Annotated in this window: 15 protein-coding genes; 7 read left to right on the top strand and 8 right to left on the bottom strand. The window is 50.2% G+C overall.

Features of this window, described 5'->3' with window-relative positions; translation table 11 throughout:
* Positions 1-38: 38 nt before the first annotated feature.
* Entirely contained in the window at positions 39-506 is a 468-nt protein-coding gene (locus CPA45_RS01870; RefSeq protein WP_096649788.1) for an anti-virulence regulator CigR family protein, read from the bottom strand.
* Positions 507-673: 167 nt separating this feature from the next.
* Complete coding sequence (locus tag CPA45_RS23135; protein WP_279628785.1) at positions 674-1,078, bottom strand: pilin; 405 nt, start codon at positions 1,076-1,078, stop codon at positions 674-676.
* A gap of 233 nt (positions 1,079-1,311) precedes the next feature.
* On the opposite strand from CPA45_RS23135, the gene pilB reads away from it, so the two are divergent.
* From pilB to CPA45_RS01835, 6 genes are all read left to right on the top strand, one after another.
* Positions 1,312-3,069: a type IV-A pilus assembly ATPase PilB gene (gene pilB / locus CPA45_RS01860; protein WP_096649787.1), complete on the top strand. Its 1,758-nt coding sequence runs from the start codon at positions 1,312-1,314 to the stop codon at positions 3,067-3,069.
* A gap of 8 nt (positions 3,070-3,077) precedes the next feature.
* On the top strand, positions 3,078-4,304 hold the full coding sequence (locus CPA45_RS01855; protein WP_096649785.1) for a type II secretion system F family protein: 1,227 nt from the start codon (positions 3,078-3,080) through the stop codon (positions 4,302-4,304).
* Between the two features lie 55 nt (positions 4,305-4,359).
* A complete protein-coding gene (locus CPA45_RS01850; protein WP_096649783.1) occupies positions 4,360-5,205 on the top strand; it encodes a prepilin peptidase in 846 nt (281 codons plus the stop codon).
* A gap of 109 nt (positions 5,206-5,314) precedes the next feature.
* The gene (gene coaE, locus CPA45_RS01845) at positions 5,315-5,911 is read left to right on the top strand and encodes a dephospho-CoA kinase (protein WP_096649781.1); all 597 of its coding nucleotides are present in this window, start codon (positions 5,315-5,317) and stop codon (positions 5,909-5,911) included.
* Between the two features lie 15 nt (positions 5,912-5,926).
* The gene (gene yacG, locus CPA45_RS01840) at positions 5,927-6,160 is read left to right on the top strand and encodes a DNA gyrase inhibitor YacG (RefSeq protein ID WP_078087497.1); all 234 of its coding nucleotides are present in this window, start codon (positions 5,927-5,929) and stop codon (positions 6,158-6,160) included.
* Between the two features lie 16 nt (positions 6,161-6,176).
* Positions 6,177-7,049 carry a DNA replication terminus site-binding protein gene (locus CPA45_RS01835; protein WP_096649779.1) on the top strand — a complete coding sequence of 291 codons (873 nt, stop codon included), beginning with the start codon at positions 6,177-6,179 and terminating at the stop codon, positions 7,047-7,049.
* Positions 7,050-7,095: 46 nt separating this feature from the next.
* Here the strand turns inward: CPA45_RS01835 and CPA45_RS01830 are convergent, their stop codons facing one another.
* Positions 7,096-7,431 carry a hypothetical protein gene (locus tag CPA45_RS01830; protein WP_096649777.1) on the bottom strand — a complete coding sequence of 112 codons (336 nt, stop codon included), beginning with the start codon at positions 7,429-7,431 and terminating at the stop codon, positions 7,096-7,098.
* A 370-nt stretch (positions 7,432-7,801) separates the two neighbouring features.
* Between CPA45_RS01830 and CPA45_RS01825 the strand changes: the two genes are divergently transcribed.
* Positions 7,802-8,635, top strand: coding sequence for a helix-turn-helix transcriptional regulator (locus tag CPA45_RS01825; protein WP_096649775.1), 834 nt, complete (start codon positions 7,802-7,804; stop codon positions 8,633-8,635).
* A gap of 80 nt (positions 8,636-8,715) precedes the next feature.
* Here CPA45_RS01825 and CPA45_RS01820 read toward each other — a convergent pair whose 3' ends face one another.
* The 5 genes from CPA45_RS01820 to pheA form a co-directional block, all read right to left on the bottom strand.
* Positions 8,716-9,087, bottom strand: a complete 372-nt coding sequence (locus CPA45_RS01820; protein WP_078087493.1) for a histone-like nucleoid-structuring protein, MvaT/MvaU family — start codon at positions 9,085-9,087, stop codon at positions 8,716-8,718.
* Positions 9,088-9,408: 321 nt separating this feature from the next.
* Positions 9,409-11,085 carry a 30S ribosomal protein S1 gene (gene rpsA, locus CPA45_RS01815; protein WP_078087492.1) on the bottom strand — a complete coding sequence of 559 codons (1,677 nt, stop codon included), beginning with the start codon at positions 11,083-11,085 and terminating at the stop codon, positions 9,409-9,411.
* Between the two features lie 183 nt (positions 11,086-11,268).
* Complete coding sequence (cmk, locus tag CPA45_RS01810) at positions 11,269-11,958, bottom strand: (d)CMP kinase (RefSeq protein WP_096649773.1); 690 nt, start codon at positions 11,956-11,958, stop codon at positions 11,269-11,271.
* On the bottom strand, positions 11,948-14,239 hold the full coding sequence (locus CPA45_RS01805) for a bifunctional prephenate dehydrogenase/3-phosphoshikimate 1-carboxyvinyltransferase (RefSeq protein ID WP_422821995.1): 2,292 nt from the start codon (positions 14,237-14,239) through the stop codon (positions 11,948-11,950). The genes cmk and CPA45_RS01805 overlap by 11 nt, the downstream gene beginning before the upstream one ends.
* Positions 14,236-15,327 (bottom strand): prephenate dehydratase, encoded by a 1,092-nt coding sequence (gene pheA / locus CPA45_RS01800; RefSeq protein ID WP_096649771.1) that lies wholly within the window; start codon positions 15,325-15,327, stop codon positions 14,236-14,238. Before pheA ends, CPA45_RS01805 begins: the two co-directional genes overlap by 4 nt.
* Between the last annotated feature and the right edge of the window lie 3 nt (positions 15,328-15,330).

Raw genomic sequence — 15,330 nt, 5'->3', positions numbered from 1 at the left:
TGGCATTGCCATGACAGACCCGCCCACTCACCAACAGCTTATCGCAATGCATCCACCAGAACGTCCACCACTATCCTGGTCGCGGCTTCAATCAACACCACATCAGCCCCCACTCGCTCCCACTCATAACCAGGGTAACGGGGAAGCTGCGAGGCTAGCTGGCCATCAAAGCGCTTGGCAATACCTGGAGGTAACGGTTTGCCACGCTCTAAATTCCGCTGAATCCCTGGAGGCAGTGATTCAGCACGAGGGGCATCGTACTGGCGCAGTAAGCGCAGCAATTCACGCTCATTTATTCGTGGTAAATCAACGTAGCGGTCTGAGCGGCGCTCATCCCGGTGGCGGCTTTCATGGTCGCGGCGCTCTTGACGGTCACTACCACGGTGGCGCTCAGAGCTATTATCCCGCGCTCCATGGGCCGGCGCATGAGCAGGTTGCGCCAAAGCAGCAGAGTGCCAAAGCAATGCACTTAACAACAAACTGGTGCCAATGATAATTGGTTTCATAGCTCGCTCCTTGATGACAGGAACATAGAGTGTAGAGAGCAAATGAGCAGGCAGTGTGAACAAAGCAAGAATATTCGGGCGAGGCATAACAACACTTAACAACAAACTCAAGAATAAAACAAAAATAGCCACCGATGAGGCAGCTATCTAACAGGTTATATGTTACCTCAAGGAGTATCTACACTGCCGCCAATTCTGCCTCCTCCTGTCACTGTAACAGCCTGGTTACGGTTCACAGTAGTAATTACAATGTCATCAGGGTTCTCACCTGCAGTGCCATCAAACCGGCTTGCTACCTCGTCTATCTCTGTTTCAGTACCAATATCACATGACTGGAAGTCAAAATCGGCTATATCATCACTCGAAACTGAAGCCGTCACAGCTAGAGAGCGAAACGCGCTTAACTCACCAATACAAGCGCTTTGCTCAGCGCGATTTAAATAATTTCCATACTGCGGCACACCTACCGCAGCCAAAATACCAACAATTGCCACCACAATTAGCAACTCGATAAGAGTAAAACCCTGCTGCTTAAAACGCCGAGTGTGGTGAGATTGGGTTGCTTTCATCATCAGGAGTCCCTGCCGTAATGAGTCGTCATTAACGCAATAAAATCAGCTAATGCTACTTAGCCAAGCACAATTCCACAGTAACTTACCCCTTAAGGATTGGCAACTAAGCACGGCATACAATTTTTACTTTTATTGATGGCTATTAAGATTTCTAATCTCAAGTCACGCAAGTACCCCAAAGCAAGTATCTATGGTAAAAAGAGCAGTATATTTTCTATACTTTAGAGATGCCAATGCATCAATCCACCCATGAATCCACGCTAAACAACACGACCTTAAACGGTGGCCTAGTAGGCGTTACCGAACGTCTGATTAAGCATGGTTTACTAACCGATGCTCAAGCGGCAGATGCTAACTCTACTGCTGCTGAGCTAGGTATCTCACTATTACAACACGTGGTAGAAAGCGGGCTGGTAAATGCCGACGCAGCCGCCTTGGTAGCCGCCTGGGAATATGGGCTACCGGTAATTGACTTAGAATCAATAAGTCTTAACGCCTTACCACCCGCTAAGGATTACCCGGTCAGAATTCTTGAAAAGTGGGGTATTCTTCCCCTAATGCGCCACGGCTATCAGTTAACCGTTGCAGTTCCTTATCCGGCCACTCTTACTCAACTTGATGAACTACAGTTTTCCACCGGATTAAGTATAGATGGCGTGCTAGCCCCACCAAACCAATTAAAAAGCACATTAATTCAGTACTTAGCGCTGAACAAGCGTAGCATGCTGGATAATATTAAGAATGATATCGATGCGGTTAATGCACTCAATATCGCTCAAAATACTGAGAGTGAAGAAACAGCCTCCGGCATCGCTGCCAATGACAGCGAAGACGCACCGATCGTTAAGCTCGTTAATAAAATATTGGTGGATGCAGTTAACCGCGGTGCATCAGATATTCACTTCGAACCCTATGAAAACCTCTACCGAGTACGTTTTCGTATCGATGGTATCCTTATAGAAGTTGCCCGCCCGCCTTTTGCATTACGCCACCGTATTGCCGCACGACTTAAAATTATGTCAAAACTAGATATTTCAGAGCGCCGCCTACCTCAGGATGGGGCAATAAAGCTGCAGCTTTCCCATACCCACTCAATAGACTTGCGGGTTAACTCATTGCCCACCGTATATGGCGAAAAGGTCGTACTACGTATTTTAGACCCTAGCTCAGCACAGTTGAGCATTGAACAGCTAGGCTTTAGCCCTGACCAGCAGATCGCTTATGAAAGTGCACTTACAAAGCCTCAAGGTATGATCTTAGTGACCGGCCCTACCGGGAGCGGTAAGACAGTTACACTATATACCGGCATCAACATCCTTAATAAAATCGAGCGTAATATTTGTACTGCTGAAGATCCAGTGGAGATAAAAGTAACCGGCATTAACCAGGTGAATGTACTACCCAAGATTGGCTTAAACTTTGCCAGTGCCTTGCGGGCGTTTTTACGCCAAGACCCAGACGTGGTGATGGTAGGGGAAATCCGCGACCTGGAAACCGCTGAAATAGCTGTCAAGGCCGCGCAGACCGGCCATTTAGTGCTCTCAACTGTGCACACGAACTCCGCAGCAGAAACCCTTACCCGCCTAGCAAATATGGGCGTTGCCTCGTATAACATCGCAAGCTCGGTTAGCCTAATCATTGCCCAACGTTTGGCCCGCAAGCTCTGCAATCAATGTAAAGCACCTGCCGACCTTCCTACTGAAGCTCTGCGCAAGGCTGGTTTTAGCCAACAAGAAATTCGCGGCGCCACCATTTACCAAGCCAAAGGATGTCGGCACTGCACCCAAGGCTATAAAGGCCGTATCGGCATATATGAAGTGCTACCCATTACCGATGATATGCGCCAACTCATCATGCGTGATGGCAACGCTCTTGAAATCGACCAGCTAGCACGTAGGGAGGGCTATGCAAGCCTTCACCAAAGTTGCCTAAACCGTGTTTTGGATGGCAGCACCAGTCTGGAAGAGGTTAATCGAATCAGCAAGGAGTAAGCGGTGATATGGCTAAGGCTAAACGTCAGGTAAATAAAACTCCTCTGCATCGCTGGAAGTGGGTTGGCAAAGCCCCTCAGGACAGACCCATGCGCGGCGAACTTATTGGCCGCACAAAAGAAGATATTATCGAGCAGTTGGCGAAACAGCGGATTACTGCAACGAAAATTCAAAGGCGCAGCAGTTTCAGTGGGCGCGGCAAAATAACCAATGTTGATATTATGATCTTTGCTCGGCAAATGGCCACCATGGTGCGCGCAGGCATTCCCATCCTGCAAGCACTGCAGGCGGTCTCTGAAAGCCTAAAGAAGCCAGCCATGGTAGCGCTTACCCAGCAGGTTATGGAAGACGTTTCCGCAGGCGACAGCCTCTCAAGTGCCTTGGCTAAGCACCCCAAGCAGTTTGACCGAATGTTTGTGAACTTGGTCGATGCGGGCGAACAAGCGGGTGCTCTAGACCAAATGCTCGAGCGAGTTGCCAGCTACAAAGAGAAAGTGGAATCACTTAAAAACCGTGTCAAAAAAGCCCTCTGGTATCCCACCACGGTAATGACAATTGGGGTAGCAGTGACCATGCTACTGCTTATCAAAGTGGTGCCAGAGTTCGAAAGCATGTTTCAGGGCTTTGGCGCTGAGCTCCCAGTGCTTACACAGTTTACGGTCAATCTTTCTGTATTAGCACAGCAGTACTGGATCTATGCCCTAAGCCTATTAGGAGGTAACCTAGTACTACTTAAAATCGTTGCAAAGCGCTCTTCCCGCCTTGCATATCAGCTAGATAGCTTGGTACTCCGCCTACCGGTGATAGGCGATATTATGCATAAGTCAGCCGTATCGCGGCTCACCCGCACCCTTGCAACAACGTTTTCGTCTGGCGTACCACTGGTGGAGGGGCTTGAAACTGCTGCAGGCGCTGCGGATAACCGTGTCTATAGCCACGCAATTCACGAAGTCTACCAGGACGTCACGTCAGGCCAGCAACTCCATTTTGCCATGCGCATGACCAACCGCTTTCCTGCTCTTGCAGTGCAGATGGTTAGCATCGGCGAAGAAGCCGGCTCTTTAGATGTCATGCTTAACCGTGTCGCCGATTACTATGAGGAAGAAGTCGAAAATAAAGTTGATGCGCTTACTTCACTAATGGAGCCAGTGATTATTGTTGTGCTGGGCATGCTAGTGGGTAGCATTGTTGTATCAATGTATCTACCTATCTTTGAGATTGGCACCGCTCTATAACGTTTATGGCACGCTTTTATCTCAACTATTCAACAGTTTAATTATTAGGAATTTTATGGACGCCCCATCAATGCTTTGGTATCTGTTCACGCTAATGGTTGGGCTATGTTTTGGTAGTTTTTTAAACGTTGTGATTACTCGAGTGCCCGTGATGCTAATGCGTAGCTGGCGCAATGAAGCTCGCGCGTCTCTTGAGCTTTCCGCTGAGGTGACACCTCGCTTTAATCTAGCGACCCCCAACTCAATGTGCCCGCGATGTGAGCACCCTATCGTATGGCACGATAATATTCCTTTATTGGGTTGGGTAAAACGACGCGGCAAGTGTGCTCACTGCAAAACATCCATTAGCGCGCAGTACCCACTGGTGGAGCTCATGGGCGGGCTTCTGGCGGTTGCTGTACTAGCTCTTCATGGCGCCACTGGTAATGCATTATTTATCTATGCTGCCTGCTTAACGCTTCTTGCCCTGGCAGTAATCGACTTTCGAACATATCTGCTGCCAGATATTATAACGCTGCCGCTTCTTTGGGCAGGCTTACTCTACCAGCTACTCTTCCACCCACTTATGCTGCCAAGCGCCGTTATCGGTGCAATGGCAGGCTACTTAGTACTCTGGAGTTTCTACTGGCTATTTAAGCTTGTGACCGGTAAAGAAGGCATGGGGTTTGGCGATTTCAAGCTGCTAGCCGCCTTGGGCGCCTGGGTAGGCTGGCCCATGCTGCCATTGCTGCTGATGCTATCGGCAGGCATTGGCGCTATTGTTGGACTAGTAGCTCAAGTATGCTCCCCGCATTTACGCGGTCAGCCGCTACCATTTGGTCCCTTCTTAGCTTTGGCAGGCTGGGCTTGCCTACTGGCAGGCAATGAATTGATGGCACTTTATACATCGTTGCTTTATTAATCTTCACACCCTTGCCACTACGTATAATAACGGTAACGTTAGTGATAACTTTTACACGGCTATTTAATGGCTATTGCATCATTAATAGCACCACCATCAGGGAGTAACCATGATCGTTGGATTAACGGGCGGCATTGGCTCTGGAAAATCGACAGTGGCCCGAGCATTTGGCTCACTGGGCATCGGATGGGTAGATGCCGACGATGTAGCAAGAGAGGTGGTTGCCCCAGGCGAACCAGCGTTAACAGCCATTGCTCAACGTTTCGGAAATAAAGCACTCAATTCCGACGGCACGCTGAACCGAGCGGCCCTACGCAGTATTGTATTTGATGACCCCACAGAGCGCCAATGGCTGGAATCAGTGACCCATCCACAAGTTCGCGAGCGGATCCTTTTGCATCTTGAACGTTTACAGCGCCAGTCCCCCTATGTATTGCTTGTTTCACCGCTGCTGTTTGAGTCAGGCCAAGACGCACTGGTTAACCGCACTATCGTCGTCGATGTGCCTGTCGATCTTCAGCTTAAGCGAACACTTCAGCGAGATGGCGTGAGTAAGGCACAGGTGCATGCTATCCTCGCCGCCCAACTACCCCGTGAAGAGCGCCTAGCAAAGGCCGACGATATCATTGATAACAGCGGGGACCACGCCTCGATGCTGCACCAGGTCACGCAGCTGAATCAGCATTACCAATCCGGCCTTCTATAATTCAAGGAGAGCATTATGCCAACACCCGCCAACGACGCACCACTAGAGGTAGCCTGCCCGCAATGTAGCAAGCGCGTTGCCTGGAGCCCTGAGAGCATCTTTCGCCCTTTTTGTAGCAAACGTTGCCAGCTACTTGATCTAGGTGCATGGGCAGAAGAGTCTCACCGTATTTCGGGTGAATCTGCCATGGATGAAGCCGATCTAGACACGCTGCTCGCCCAAGCAGATAAAGACGCCCCGCTTTCCTAGCTAAGAGTCCGCAGCCATGAACAATAGCGCCCTTCCTGTTTATCATTTACTTCATGAACTTGATGTTCGTTTTGACGACTTGATAGCCGCTATCGATCAGGCAGCAACTCATTATGAGCAGCAACAGGCGCCTACATGGCACTTCCATACACCGCCAAACGCCTCTTGTTGGCTGCGACAAGCATTACTTGATATGTGGCATCAGCAGGGCCAAGATGGCCGAGAAACAAAAAACTATATTGCACTTATCTCAGCTGATGCGCCGCTAATAGCCAAGTTTGAAGCGATTAATGTAGTCAAAGCACAGATCAGCGAGCTGTTGCAGCATATTAAGCAGGCGCACCCATCATCAGTCAGTGACATTAAATTACGCCTACCTAAACGCCACCCTGAAATTGGCAACCTGTTACGCCAGGGTGGTTTAGCTAGACTGCATCTTAAACAGTGCTGGCGGCATATTCCTATTGCTCCAGCTCCAGTATCCAGAGTTAGATTTGCGTGGTATAGCAGCGGCCGCTCGATAAAAAAATTAACAACTCAGGAGGCTGAACAAAAGCTTTTAAAGCTGGACACTGACGCGCCTCACATTCGCATCCAACTGCGCAAGCTAGCTGGCATTCCAAGCTCCGAGCCACTAGCCCAGGTGCAATCACAAGCGCCACTGATGCGGGCTAACTTGTTTTTCAGCGAACCTTTAGAAGATGGCCATACCCGGCGCGCAATGAATGTTGCCCTTCCACTTATTGTGCCTAGCAAGCAACCTCAGCTGCCCCACATAAAAATGCCGCCCCTTGAGCCACCTACCCAGCGAACCAGGGCTAAACGGCGCGATGAAAAACTCGAGCAGGAAGCATTTCTACCAAGCTTACGTATTTACCGCTATCGATAATAAATCGATTAACCTTGGAACCTAGTAACCGTGGAGCCTAGAAGCCCTAGCTTTTGATGACAGGAACCGTCTGCAATTCCCAACGCTCATAGGTAAGTAGCGTCTGTATCAACTCGCTTAGCTCACGATCAGACAAACCATACTCACCAATCAGTGCTTTGAAGCGCTCTTTAAACACCCTATCGTTTTCCTCAGCAAGCACCGCCTGGTCATCAGCCTCAAGGTCTGCCAGCGATCTCACCGGCTTCCCTGTAGGAATATCCATACTGTTATTAGGGTCATCCAACTGACGCAAAGCTTGCGCAAAAGCATCGTCTAGCTCGCGGAATTTACGCAGCTTTTCACGCTCATCGAGCTGTTTTTGAACCTTTTGATATTTCATTGATATTTCATTTACACCTTACATGAAATGGTCGTTACGCCTATTGAAACAGGCCTTTTTCACAAAAAACTATGCACAAACGCGTAAACCAATAGAGCAAACTTGCCTTTGCCTCCTCTTGGCAGCATAAAGAGAGTGCTGCAGCGTTAATATCTAGTAAATACAGCTGTTAAGAGTATCAATAGCTCAACACCAGAGGCAGCGCTTGCAGTTTTGCATCAACTTAAGGCCGCTCACAGAATGGCCACTTTAGCTGGTAGAAAAACAGCGCTTTGTCACCTATCAGCGCATTGACCCAATACTGCACCGGGAAGGTGCTACAGGCAAAACAAGCAATCGTCTGTATATCACAAGCACAGGAGGCCAGATAATGTTCACCGCAATGACACGAGCTGAGATCTGGCTGCAGGACACTCTCGATCAATCATATGGTATCGAAGGCCTTGCTAACCATCTTGGGTATTCGTCATCTCAGATACGGCGTCAATTCCGCCACTGCTTTGGTGTATCGCCAAGCGCATACCGGGAGAGGAGACGCCTTGAACGCGCAGCTGTCTTACTCTCTCTCACCGAACAAAATATAGCGCAAATTGCGCTACGTTGCGGCTATCTTAATCACTCTTCTTTCTCACGGGCCTTTCATCGCCGCTATCAGCTATCACCACGCTGCTATCGGCATGCATTGAAGCACATGCGCCATCTACCACCGCCTAAGCGTCATTTTAAAACTTCTATCGAGAGAAGCCCGCTACAGCAAACCGTTCTGATGCGCCTCTACAAGGCCCCAGAGCAAATTCATGGACTAGGGTTAATCAAACATCATGCTAATCACTTGGAGTGCCTACAGGCTACTACAGGGCCTTCTATTCCCGCAATTGCACTGCCAGACCTGCTGCCTGAGAAAGTCAAAGCACTTGGGAATGAGACAACACCGAACCAAACACGCACCGATATCGGACTCTATTTAAAGAGTAACACTAGCGCTGATTACCTAGCCTTACCTGTAGCATACCGCCGCGTGGCTATGCCGCCTCACCACTACAGTAAAACGTACTTCGACGACTTTTCAGAATTATCGCAAGCGATGACAGCGACACTAATACAGTTAACCAAGCATCAATGTCAGCTCCATATAAGCGGTGAAGCACCTCGAGTGTTGTGGCACTCAGACCGCCTAGAACTGCAAATGCCCTTACTAGCATAGACATCGTGAGTCGCTGGAAGTCCCAGCAATACTCAAAAACAAAACCGGCACTTCTAGGTAGAAATGCCGGTTTAAATTACTTAGTCTTCCATACGAACCAGCCAGGACTCGACAGCTTCGTCTCCATGCTCATTTTTCCAGCTACGCAGTCCTTTGTGGTTACCACCACGGGTCTCAATAACCTCACCATTATGCGGGTTCTTGTAAATTTTCAAACGACGCTTGCGGCGGGTAGATGCTGCTGGCGCTTTTGCACTGCGCTGGTCTGATGAAGGGTCTAACAAAGCGATAACATCAGCAGGGCGCTTACCAAACTCATTCATTAGTGCTTCAAGCTTAGCCTTAAACTCTAGCTCGCTTTTTAAGCGCTGATCACCTTCCAAGCGCTGCAGCTCTTCTTGCAGTTGTTTCAGCTGCTGCTCTTTCTGGATATATTCATTTAAAAGTGACATAGGGTTTCCTTTGTAGCTAAGATTTAACGTAGCATAAATTAAATGATGCGAGGTATTCAGTTGGGCAGGCTCAATACCTACTAGTTCAGGATGCGGGCACATTATTGCTCTAAAAGAGCTAATTGACAACTAGTCTAGTTGATTTTGTGATAATTACTAATCAATTTCTCACACTTACGTAACGCTTAAAGAGTTTAGCTATTAAATTAGCAACCAATAAACAGCAACATAGAGCAGTACGAATTAACCCAGATCACTAGCATACACCATAAAAAAAGCGCCGCCCTGTAGGGCGGCGCTTTATAGATAAAGACTAGTAAATTAGTCTTGACCCATTTGCTGCTTGATCAAATCACCGATAGTGGTCGGACCACCAGCTTCTGGCTCTTGCTCACGCAGTTTCTTCAGGTTCTGACGAGTATCGTCTTGCTCTTTCGCTTTTACCGACAGACTGATCTGACGGCTCTTGCGATCAACGCTGACAATGCGCGCTTCAACACTATCGCCTTCGTTCAGCACGTTGCGTGCATCTTCAACACGATCAGCACTGATTTCAGACGCCTTCAGAACAGCAATAACGTCAGTTGCCAGCTCAATGTGAGCTTCTTTAGCGTCTACTTCAACAACACGGCCAGTAACGATACTGCCTTTGTCGTTAACAGACAGGTATTCAGCAACGGGATCAGAGTCCATTTGCTTAATACCTAAAGAGATGCGCTCACGCTCGGGATCGATAGAAAGAATAACGGCTTCTGCTTCGTCACCTTTCTTGAAGTTGCGAACTGCCTCTTCACCAGTTTCTGTCCAAGAGATATCAGACAGGTGAACTAGACCATCGATACCACCCTCAAGGCCGATAAAGATACCAAAGTCAGTGATTGACTTGATGGTACCAGAAACGCGGTCGCCCTTGTTGTAGTCGGTGTTGAAGGTTTCCCACGGGTTAGCAGTGCACTGCTTGATACCCAGGGAGATACGACGACGCTCTTCGTCGATGTCCAGAACCATAACGTCAACATCGTCGCCCACTTGGACAACTTTAGACGGATGGATGTTTTTGTTGGTCCAGTCCATTTCAGACACGTGAACCAAACCTTCAACACCCTCTTCCAGCTCAGCAAAGCAGCCGTAATCGGTCAGGTTAGTGACAACAGCGTGAACCTTGGTGTTTTCCGGGTAACGCTCTTTAATGTTGACCCACGGATCTTCGCCCAGTTGCTTAAGACCCAAGGAAACACGATTGCGCTCACGATCAAACTTCAGCACTTTCACGTTGATTTCGTCGCCAACAGCAACGATTTCAGACGGATGCTTGATACGCTTCCAAGCCATGTCAGTAATGTGCAGCAGGCCGTCAACGCCACCTAGATCAACAAAGGCACCGTAGTCAGTCAGGTTCTTAACGATACCTTTAATCTGCTGACCTTCCTGCAGAGTAGCCAGTAGCGCTTCGCGCTCAGCACTGTTCTCTGCTTCAAGCACGGCACGACGTGATACAACGACGTTGTTGCGCTTAGGGTCAAGCTTGATGACTTTGAAGTCTAGCTCTTTGTTCTCCAGGTGCGCAGTATCGCGAACCGGACGAACGTCAACCAAAGAACCAGGCAAGAAGGCACGGATAGAATCAACTTCGACGGTGAAGCCGCCTTTGACTTTACCGTTGATCACGCCCTTGATAATTTCGTCTTTCTCGAAGGCTGCTTCCAGAATCTTCCAAGCTTCTGCACGCTTGGCTTTTTCACGGGACAGACGTGTTTCACCAAAGCCATCTTCTACGGCTTCAAGTGCAACATGAACGTCGTCACCGATTGCGATGTTCAGATTACCGTGTTCATCGCGGAATTGTGACGCTGGAATCTGACCTTCAGATTTTAGACCAGCGTTGACGGTAACCCAGTCACCATCAATGTCGACAACCTGAGCCGCGACAATCGCGCCTGGCTCCATATTGATGTCGTTAAGAGACTGTTCAAACAGTTCAGCAAAGCTTTCGCTCATGGTTTTCCTACGTGATCAACGTTGTTGAGGCATAAATGCCTTCTCCGCACCACCAGCAAGTGCGGGCCTAATGTCATTCAGCTTTTGGAGGTGTTAACGCTGGTTAGACCTGACCGGGCTCACTGATATGGAATATCGCCCTGCCACGTCGTGACACCATTCCAAAAACGCCGCAAGGGAGAATCAAATGCCGCTAGCCATGCCACGCTGGGCAAGTAGATCGGTCAGTCGATCAACCACTTCCGGTATGCTCAGGCATGTGGTATCAAGCGTTATGGCATCATCTGCCGGCTTGAGTGGAGCCACACTGCGCTGCGTATCGCGTGCATCGCGCGCCTGAATCTCCTTCAAAAGACTCGAAAGACTAGCATCCACCCCGGCTTCCTGCAACTGTTGATACCGACGATGGGCCCGTTCTTCCGCACTTGCTGTCAGGAAAATCTTTAACTGAGCCTCTGGGAACACTACTGTTCCCATATCCCGTCCGTCGGCTACTAAGCCAGGCAGCCTGCAGAAATCTCTCTGGCGCTGAAATAGCGCTTCGCGCACCTTGGGTAGCGCCGCCACCTGAGAAGCCCGTTCGCCAGCCTGTTCCGTACGGATAGCCTGGGAAACATCTTCGCCTTCCAATAGCGTGCGTGGCTGCCCCTCCTCAACAGGGAAAGCCACATCCAGCTGTGCAGCCAATTCCGCTAGTGCTACTTCATTGTCTAAGGCAACACCATGCTTTACTGCAGCGTGAGCGGTAAGCCGGTAGAGCGCACCACTATCTAGCAGATGCCAACCCAAACGCTCTGCGATTAAGCTGCTAATAGTCCCTTTCCCCGCCCCACCAGGGCCATCAATGGTCAGCAATGGCACGTCAAACGTCATTAGCACTCTCCACACTAACATTCATTCCGATACGCTGAGCTAGCGCAACAAAATCAGGGAATGAGGTGGCTACATTGGCACAGTCATCGATCACAATCGTGTCACTAGCCCTCAGCGCTGCGATGGCAAATGACATGGCAATACGGTGATCCCCCAGACTATCAATTCGACCACCACCATAGCTGGCCACTTGGTCGTTACCGTTACCGACTATGTCGATACCATCTTCGACAACCGTATGCTCCACTCCCAAAACCGCCAGGCCATCCGCCATTGCCTGAATGCGATCCGACTCTTTAACACGCAGCTCTTCAGCCCCGCGCAGTCGAGTGGTGCCTTGGGCATTAGCGGCGGCGACAAACAGTGCCGGAAACTCGTCAATAGCTAACGGCACCTGATCAACCGGAATATCAATGCCTTTCAGAGGCACATAGCGAATGCGAATATCCGCCACCGGCTCGCCGCCAACTTCGCGCTCATCCTCTAATACTAAATCTGCGCCCATCAACGTAAGAATATTAATCACGCCAATACGGGTGGGGTTAATACCTACGTGCTCTAACGTAATATCAGCCCCCGGGGTAATAGCTGCTGCCACCAAAAAGAAGGTAGCGGAAGAGATATCCGAAGGCACATCAATAGGACCCGCCGTGAGCTTCCCCCCCCCCTGCAACCAGCAAGTATCACCTTCACGGGACACTACATAACCAAAGCCGTTTAACATACGCTCGGTATGATCACGAGTAGGCGCCGGCTCACGCACTCGAGTCTCACCTTCAGCGTATAAGCCCGCCAGGAGCAGGCAAGATTTCACCTGGGCACTAGCCATCGGCATATCGTAAAAAATACCCTTTAGTGGTGCGCCGCCCTTGATGCTTAGTGGCGGGCGCCCTCCCTCTGCAGTCTCGATGGTAGCCCCCATCAAGCGCAGCGGGTCAGCCACACGCCCCATAGGCCGCTTAGTCAGAGACTCATCGCCGGTTAACTCGCTATCAAACGCTTGGCCTGCCAACAAGCCCGCGAACAAGCGCATAGCAGTACCGGAATTACCCACGTAAAGTGGACCAGCTGGCGCTTTTAGCCCATGCATTCCCACACCATGGATTGTCACTCGCCCTTGATGAGGACCTTCAATAGCGACTCCCATCTCGCGGAATGCTTGCAGTGTTGCCAGGCTATCTTCACCTTCAAGAAACCCTTTTACCTCGGTCACACCCTCTGCCAAAGCACCCAGCATAATGGAACGGTGAGACATGGATTTATCGCCCGGAACGCGCAAGCGACCTTGCGCCTGGCCACCGGGACTCACCCGATAGGTAACTTTACCCTGTGGTTGCATGTGATACTCCGCCTGATAACTAGTTTTGTTCAGTAACGTATCAAAATAGTGCCGCGCATGGCTGGCACGATCAAAAGTGGCAATAAGAGCATCGCTATCACCACTCTCAACAGCCTGCCGCAGCCGTGCCAAGCCCGCCTCAAAATCATCCAAAGAGGACAAAACAGCATCGCGGTTGGCAATAAATATGTCCCGCCACATCACCGGATCACTACCGGCAATACGGGTAAAATCGCGAAAACCACCGGCTGCGTAGCGAAAAATATCTAACCGCTCATCCTGCCGAGCAAGCGTATCGACCAGGGAAAAGGCCAGCAAATGAGGCAGATGACTGGTACGCGCCAACACCTGATCATGTCGCTCAACGCTCATCTGCAGCACCTCAGCACCGCAGGCCTGCCATAACACCTTTACTCGCGCCAACGCCTCGGCATTAACGTTGGGCTCAGGGGTAAGAATGACTTTATGGTTAGCGTAAAGCGCCGGGGTAGCCGCCGCCACGCCACTTTTTTCAGAGCCAGCGATAGGATGGCCAAGTACTATATTAGGCGGAACACAGCCAAATACTCGTTCCGCGCACTCACGAATGGTCGCTTTAGTACTCCCAACATCGGTGATCACGACGTTAGTTGCCGCAGCAGAAAGTCCTTCTGACAACTCCTGCATGACTCTCTCCATGGCGAGCACTGGCACTGCCAGTACTACCATGGAAACACCATCAAGTAACTGAGAAAGCTGTGTGCCACCAGCGTTGATCAACCCCATTTCCACGCCAAGGGCCACTTCGTTTGCGTTTGGGTCACAGGCAGTAATCTGCCCCTTAAAGCCCGACACACGAAGCGCCGCAGCCAAGGAGCCACCAATCAGGCCAAGCCCTACAATAAGCAATCGCGGCTCATGACACACCACCTGCGGGCTACCACTTGATACCCGTTTTGTCACAGCACGCCCTGGGGGTAAGAGCCCAGCACCCGTAACTCAGAGGCACGCAGTTTGACCTCTTCCAGCACCGCTGCCACTTGAGGCTCGTCACGATGACCTTTGAAGTCGATAAAGAACACGTAGTTCCAGGCACCTGTACGCGAAGGGCGTGTCTCAATACGTGTTAAATCGATTTTATGGCGATGGAAAGGCTCTAACAGATCGTGCAACGCCCCTGGCTGGTTACGCATAGCAACCACTATCGAGGTTTTGTCCTCACCTGACATAGGCACATCTTGATTACCTATGATCAAGAAACGCGTCGAGTTATCTGGACGGTCTTCAATCTTGTCGGCAATACGTTCAAGCCCATATAGCTTAGCGGCCATATCACCGGCAATGGCGGCGCTGTGCCACTCCGTTTTGATAAGCTTTGCGGCCTCCGCATTTGACGAAACCGGCACCCGCTCGGCATGGGGATAATGCGCATCCAACCACTTACGACATTGACCGAATGATTGTGGGTGAGAGTAAATCCGCGACACTTTATCCTTGCGCGTTGTTTCGCTAATCAACAAGTGGTGGTGGATACGCAGTACTACTTCACCACAAATCTTGATTGAAGAATCCATGAAGGTATCGAGGGTATGGTTAACGACACCTTCCGTCGAGTTCTCAACGGGGACTACACCGTAGTTCACGGCCCCAGCTTCAACTTCACGGAACACTTCATCAATGGCAGCCATCGGCAGGCTAATCGCACTTTCGCCAAAGTGTTTAAGCGCCGCTTGCTGAGTAAAAGTGCCCTCAGGACCGAGATAAGCAACTTTAATAGGCTGCTCAAGGGCGAGACACGCCGACATGATTTCACGAAATAGCCGCGCCATTTCTTCTGCATCCAGCGGGCCTGAATTAAGCGCCATAATGCGGCGCAGCACCTGCGCTTCGCGCTCGGGCCGGTAAAACACCGCATCTTTGTCGTGGGCAAGCTTAACCTGGGCGACCTGCTGGGCACAGCTCGCTCGCTCACTAATCAAGCGCAGAATATCGCCATCTAGCTGGTCGATACGTTGACGTAATTCGTCCAAAACAATCGGCGTATCGGACATGAT

Source organism: Vreelandella nigrificans, from assembly GCF_002374315.1.
Taxonomy (GTDB): Bacteria; Pseudomonadota; Gammaproteobacteria; order Pseudomonadales; family Halomonadaceae; genus Vreelandella; species Vreelandella nigrificans.
Note: the sequence above shows the minus strand (reverse complement) of the source record. Positions and strands in the feature narration are given on the sequence as shown.

What these genes read in the sequence shown, in the direction of transcription:
- CPA45_RS23135 (WP_279628785.1), bottom strand. Translation starts at nt 1,078, where the DNA reads ATGATGAAAGCAACCCAATCTCACCACACTCGGCGTTTTAAGCAGCAG.
- yacG (WP_078087497.1), top strand. Translation starts at nt 5,927, where the DNA reads ATGCCAACACCCGCCAACGACGCACCACTAGAGGTAGCCTGCCCGCAA.
- pheA (WP_096649771.1), bottom strand. Translation starts at nt 15,327, where the DNA reads ATGTCCGATACGCCGATTGTTTTGGACGAATTACGTCAACGTATCGAC.
- CPA45_RS01835 (WP_096649779.1), top strand. Translation starts at nt 6,177, where the DNA reads ATGAACAATAGCGCCCTTCCTGTTTATCATTTACTTCATGAACTTGAT.
- cmk (WP_096649773.1), bottom strand. Translation starts at nt 11,958, where the DNA reads ATGACGTTTGACGTGCCATTGCTGACCATTGATGGCCCTGGTGGGGCG.
- CPA45_RS01820 (WP_078087493.1), bottom strand. Translation starts at nt 9,087, where the DNA reads ATGTCACTTTTAAATGAATATATCCAGAAAGAGCAGCAGCTGAAACAA.
- CPA45_RS01830 (WP_096649777.1), bottom strand. Translation starts at nt 7,431, where the DNA reads ATGAAATATCAAAAGGTTCAAAAACAGCTCGATGAGCGTGAAAAGCTG.
- CPA45_RS01825 (WP_096649775.1), top strand. Translation starts at nt 7,802, where the DNA reads ATGTTCACCGCAATGACACGAGCTGAGATCTGGCTGCAGGACACTCTC.
- pilB (WP_096649787.1), top strand. Translation starts at nt 1,312, where the DNA reads ATGCATCAATCCACCCATGAATCCACGCTAAACAACACGACCTTAAAC.
- CPA45_RS01850 (WP_096649783.1), top strand. Translation starts at nt 4,360, where the DNA reads ATGGACGCCCCATCAATGCTTTGGTATCTGTTCACGCTAATGGTTGGG.
- CPA45_RS01870 (WP_096649788.1), bottom strand. Translation starts at nt 506, where the DNA reads ATGAAACCAATTATCATTGGCACCAGTTTGTTGTTAAGTGCATTGCTT.
- coaE (WP_096649781.1), top strand. Translation starts at nt 5,315, where the DNA reads ATGATCGTTGGATTAACGGGCGGCATTGGCTCTGGAAAATCGACAGTG.
- rpsA (WP_078087492.1), bottom strand. Translation starts at nt 11,085, where the DNA reads ATGAGCGAAAGCTTTGCTGAACTGTTTGAACAGTCTCTTAACGACATC.
- CPA45_RS01855 (WP_096649785.1), top strand. Translation starts at nt 3,078, where the DNA reads ATGGCTAAGGCTAAACGTCAGGTAAATAAAACTCCTCTGCATCGCTGG.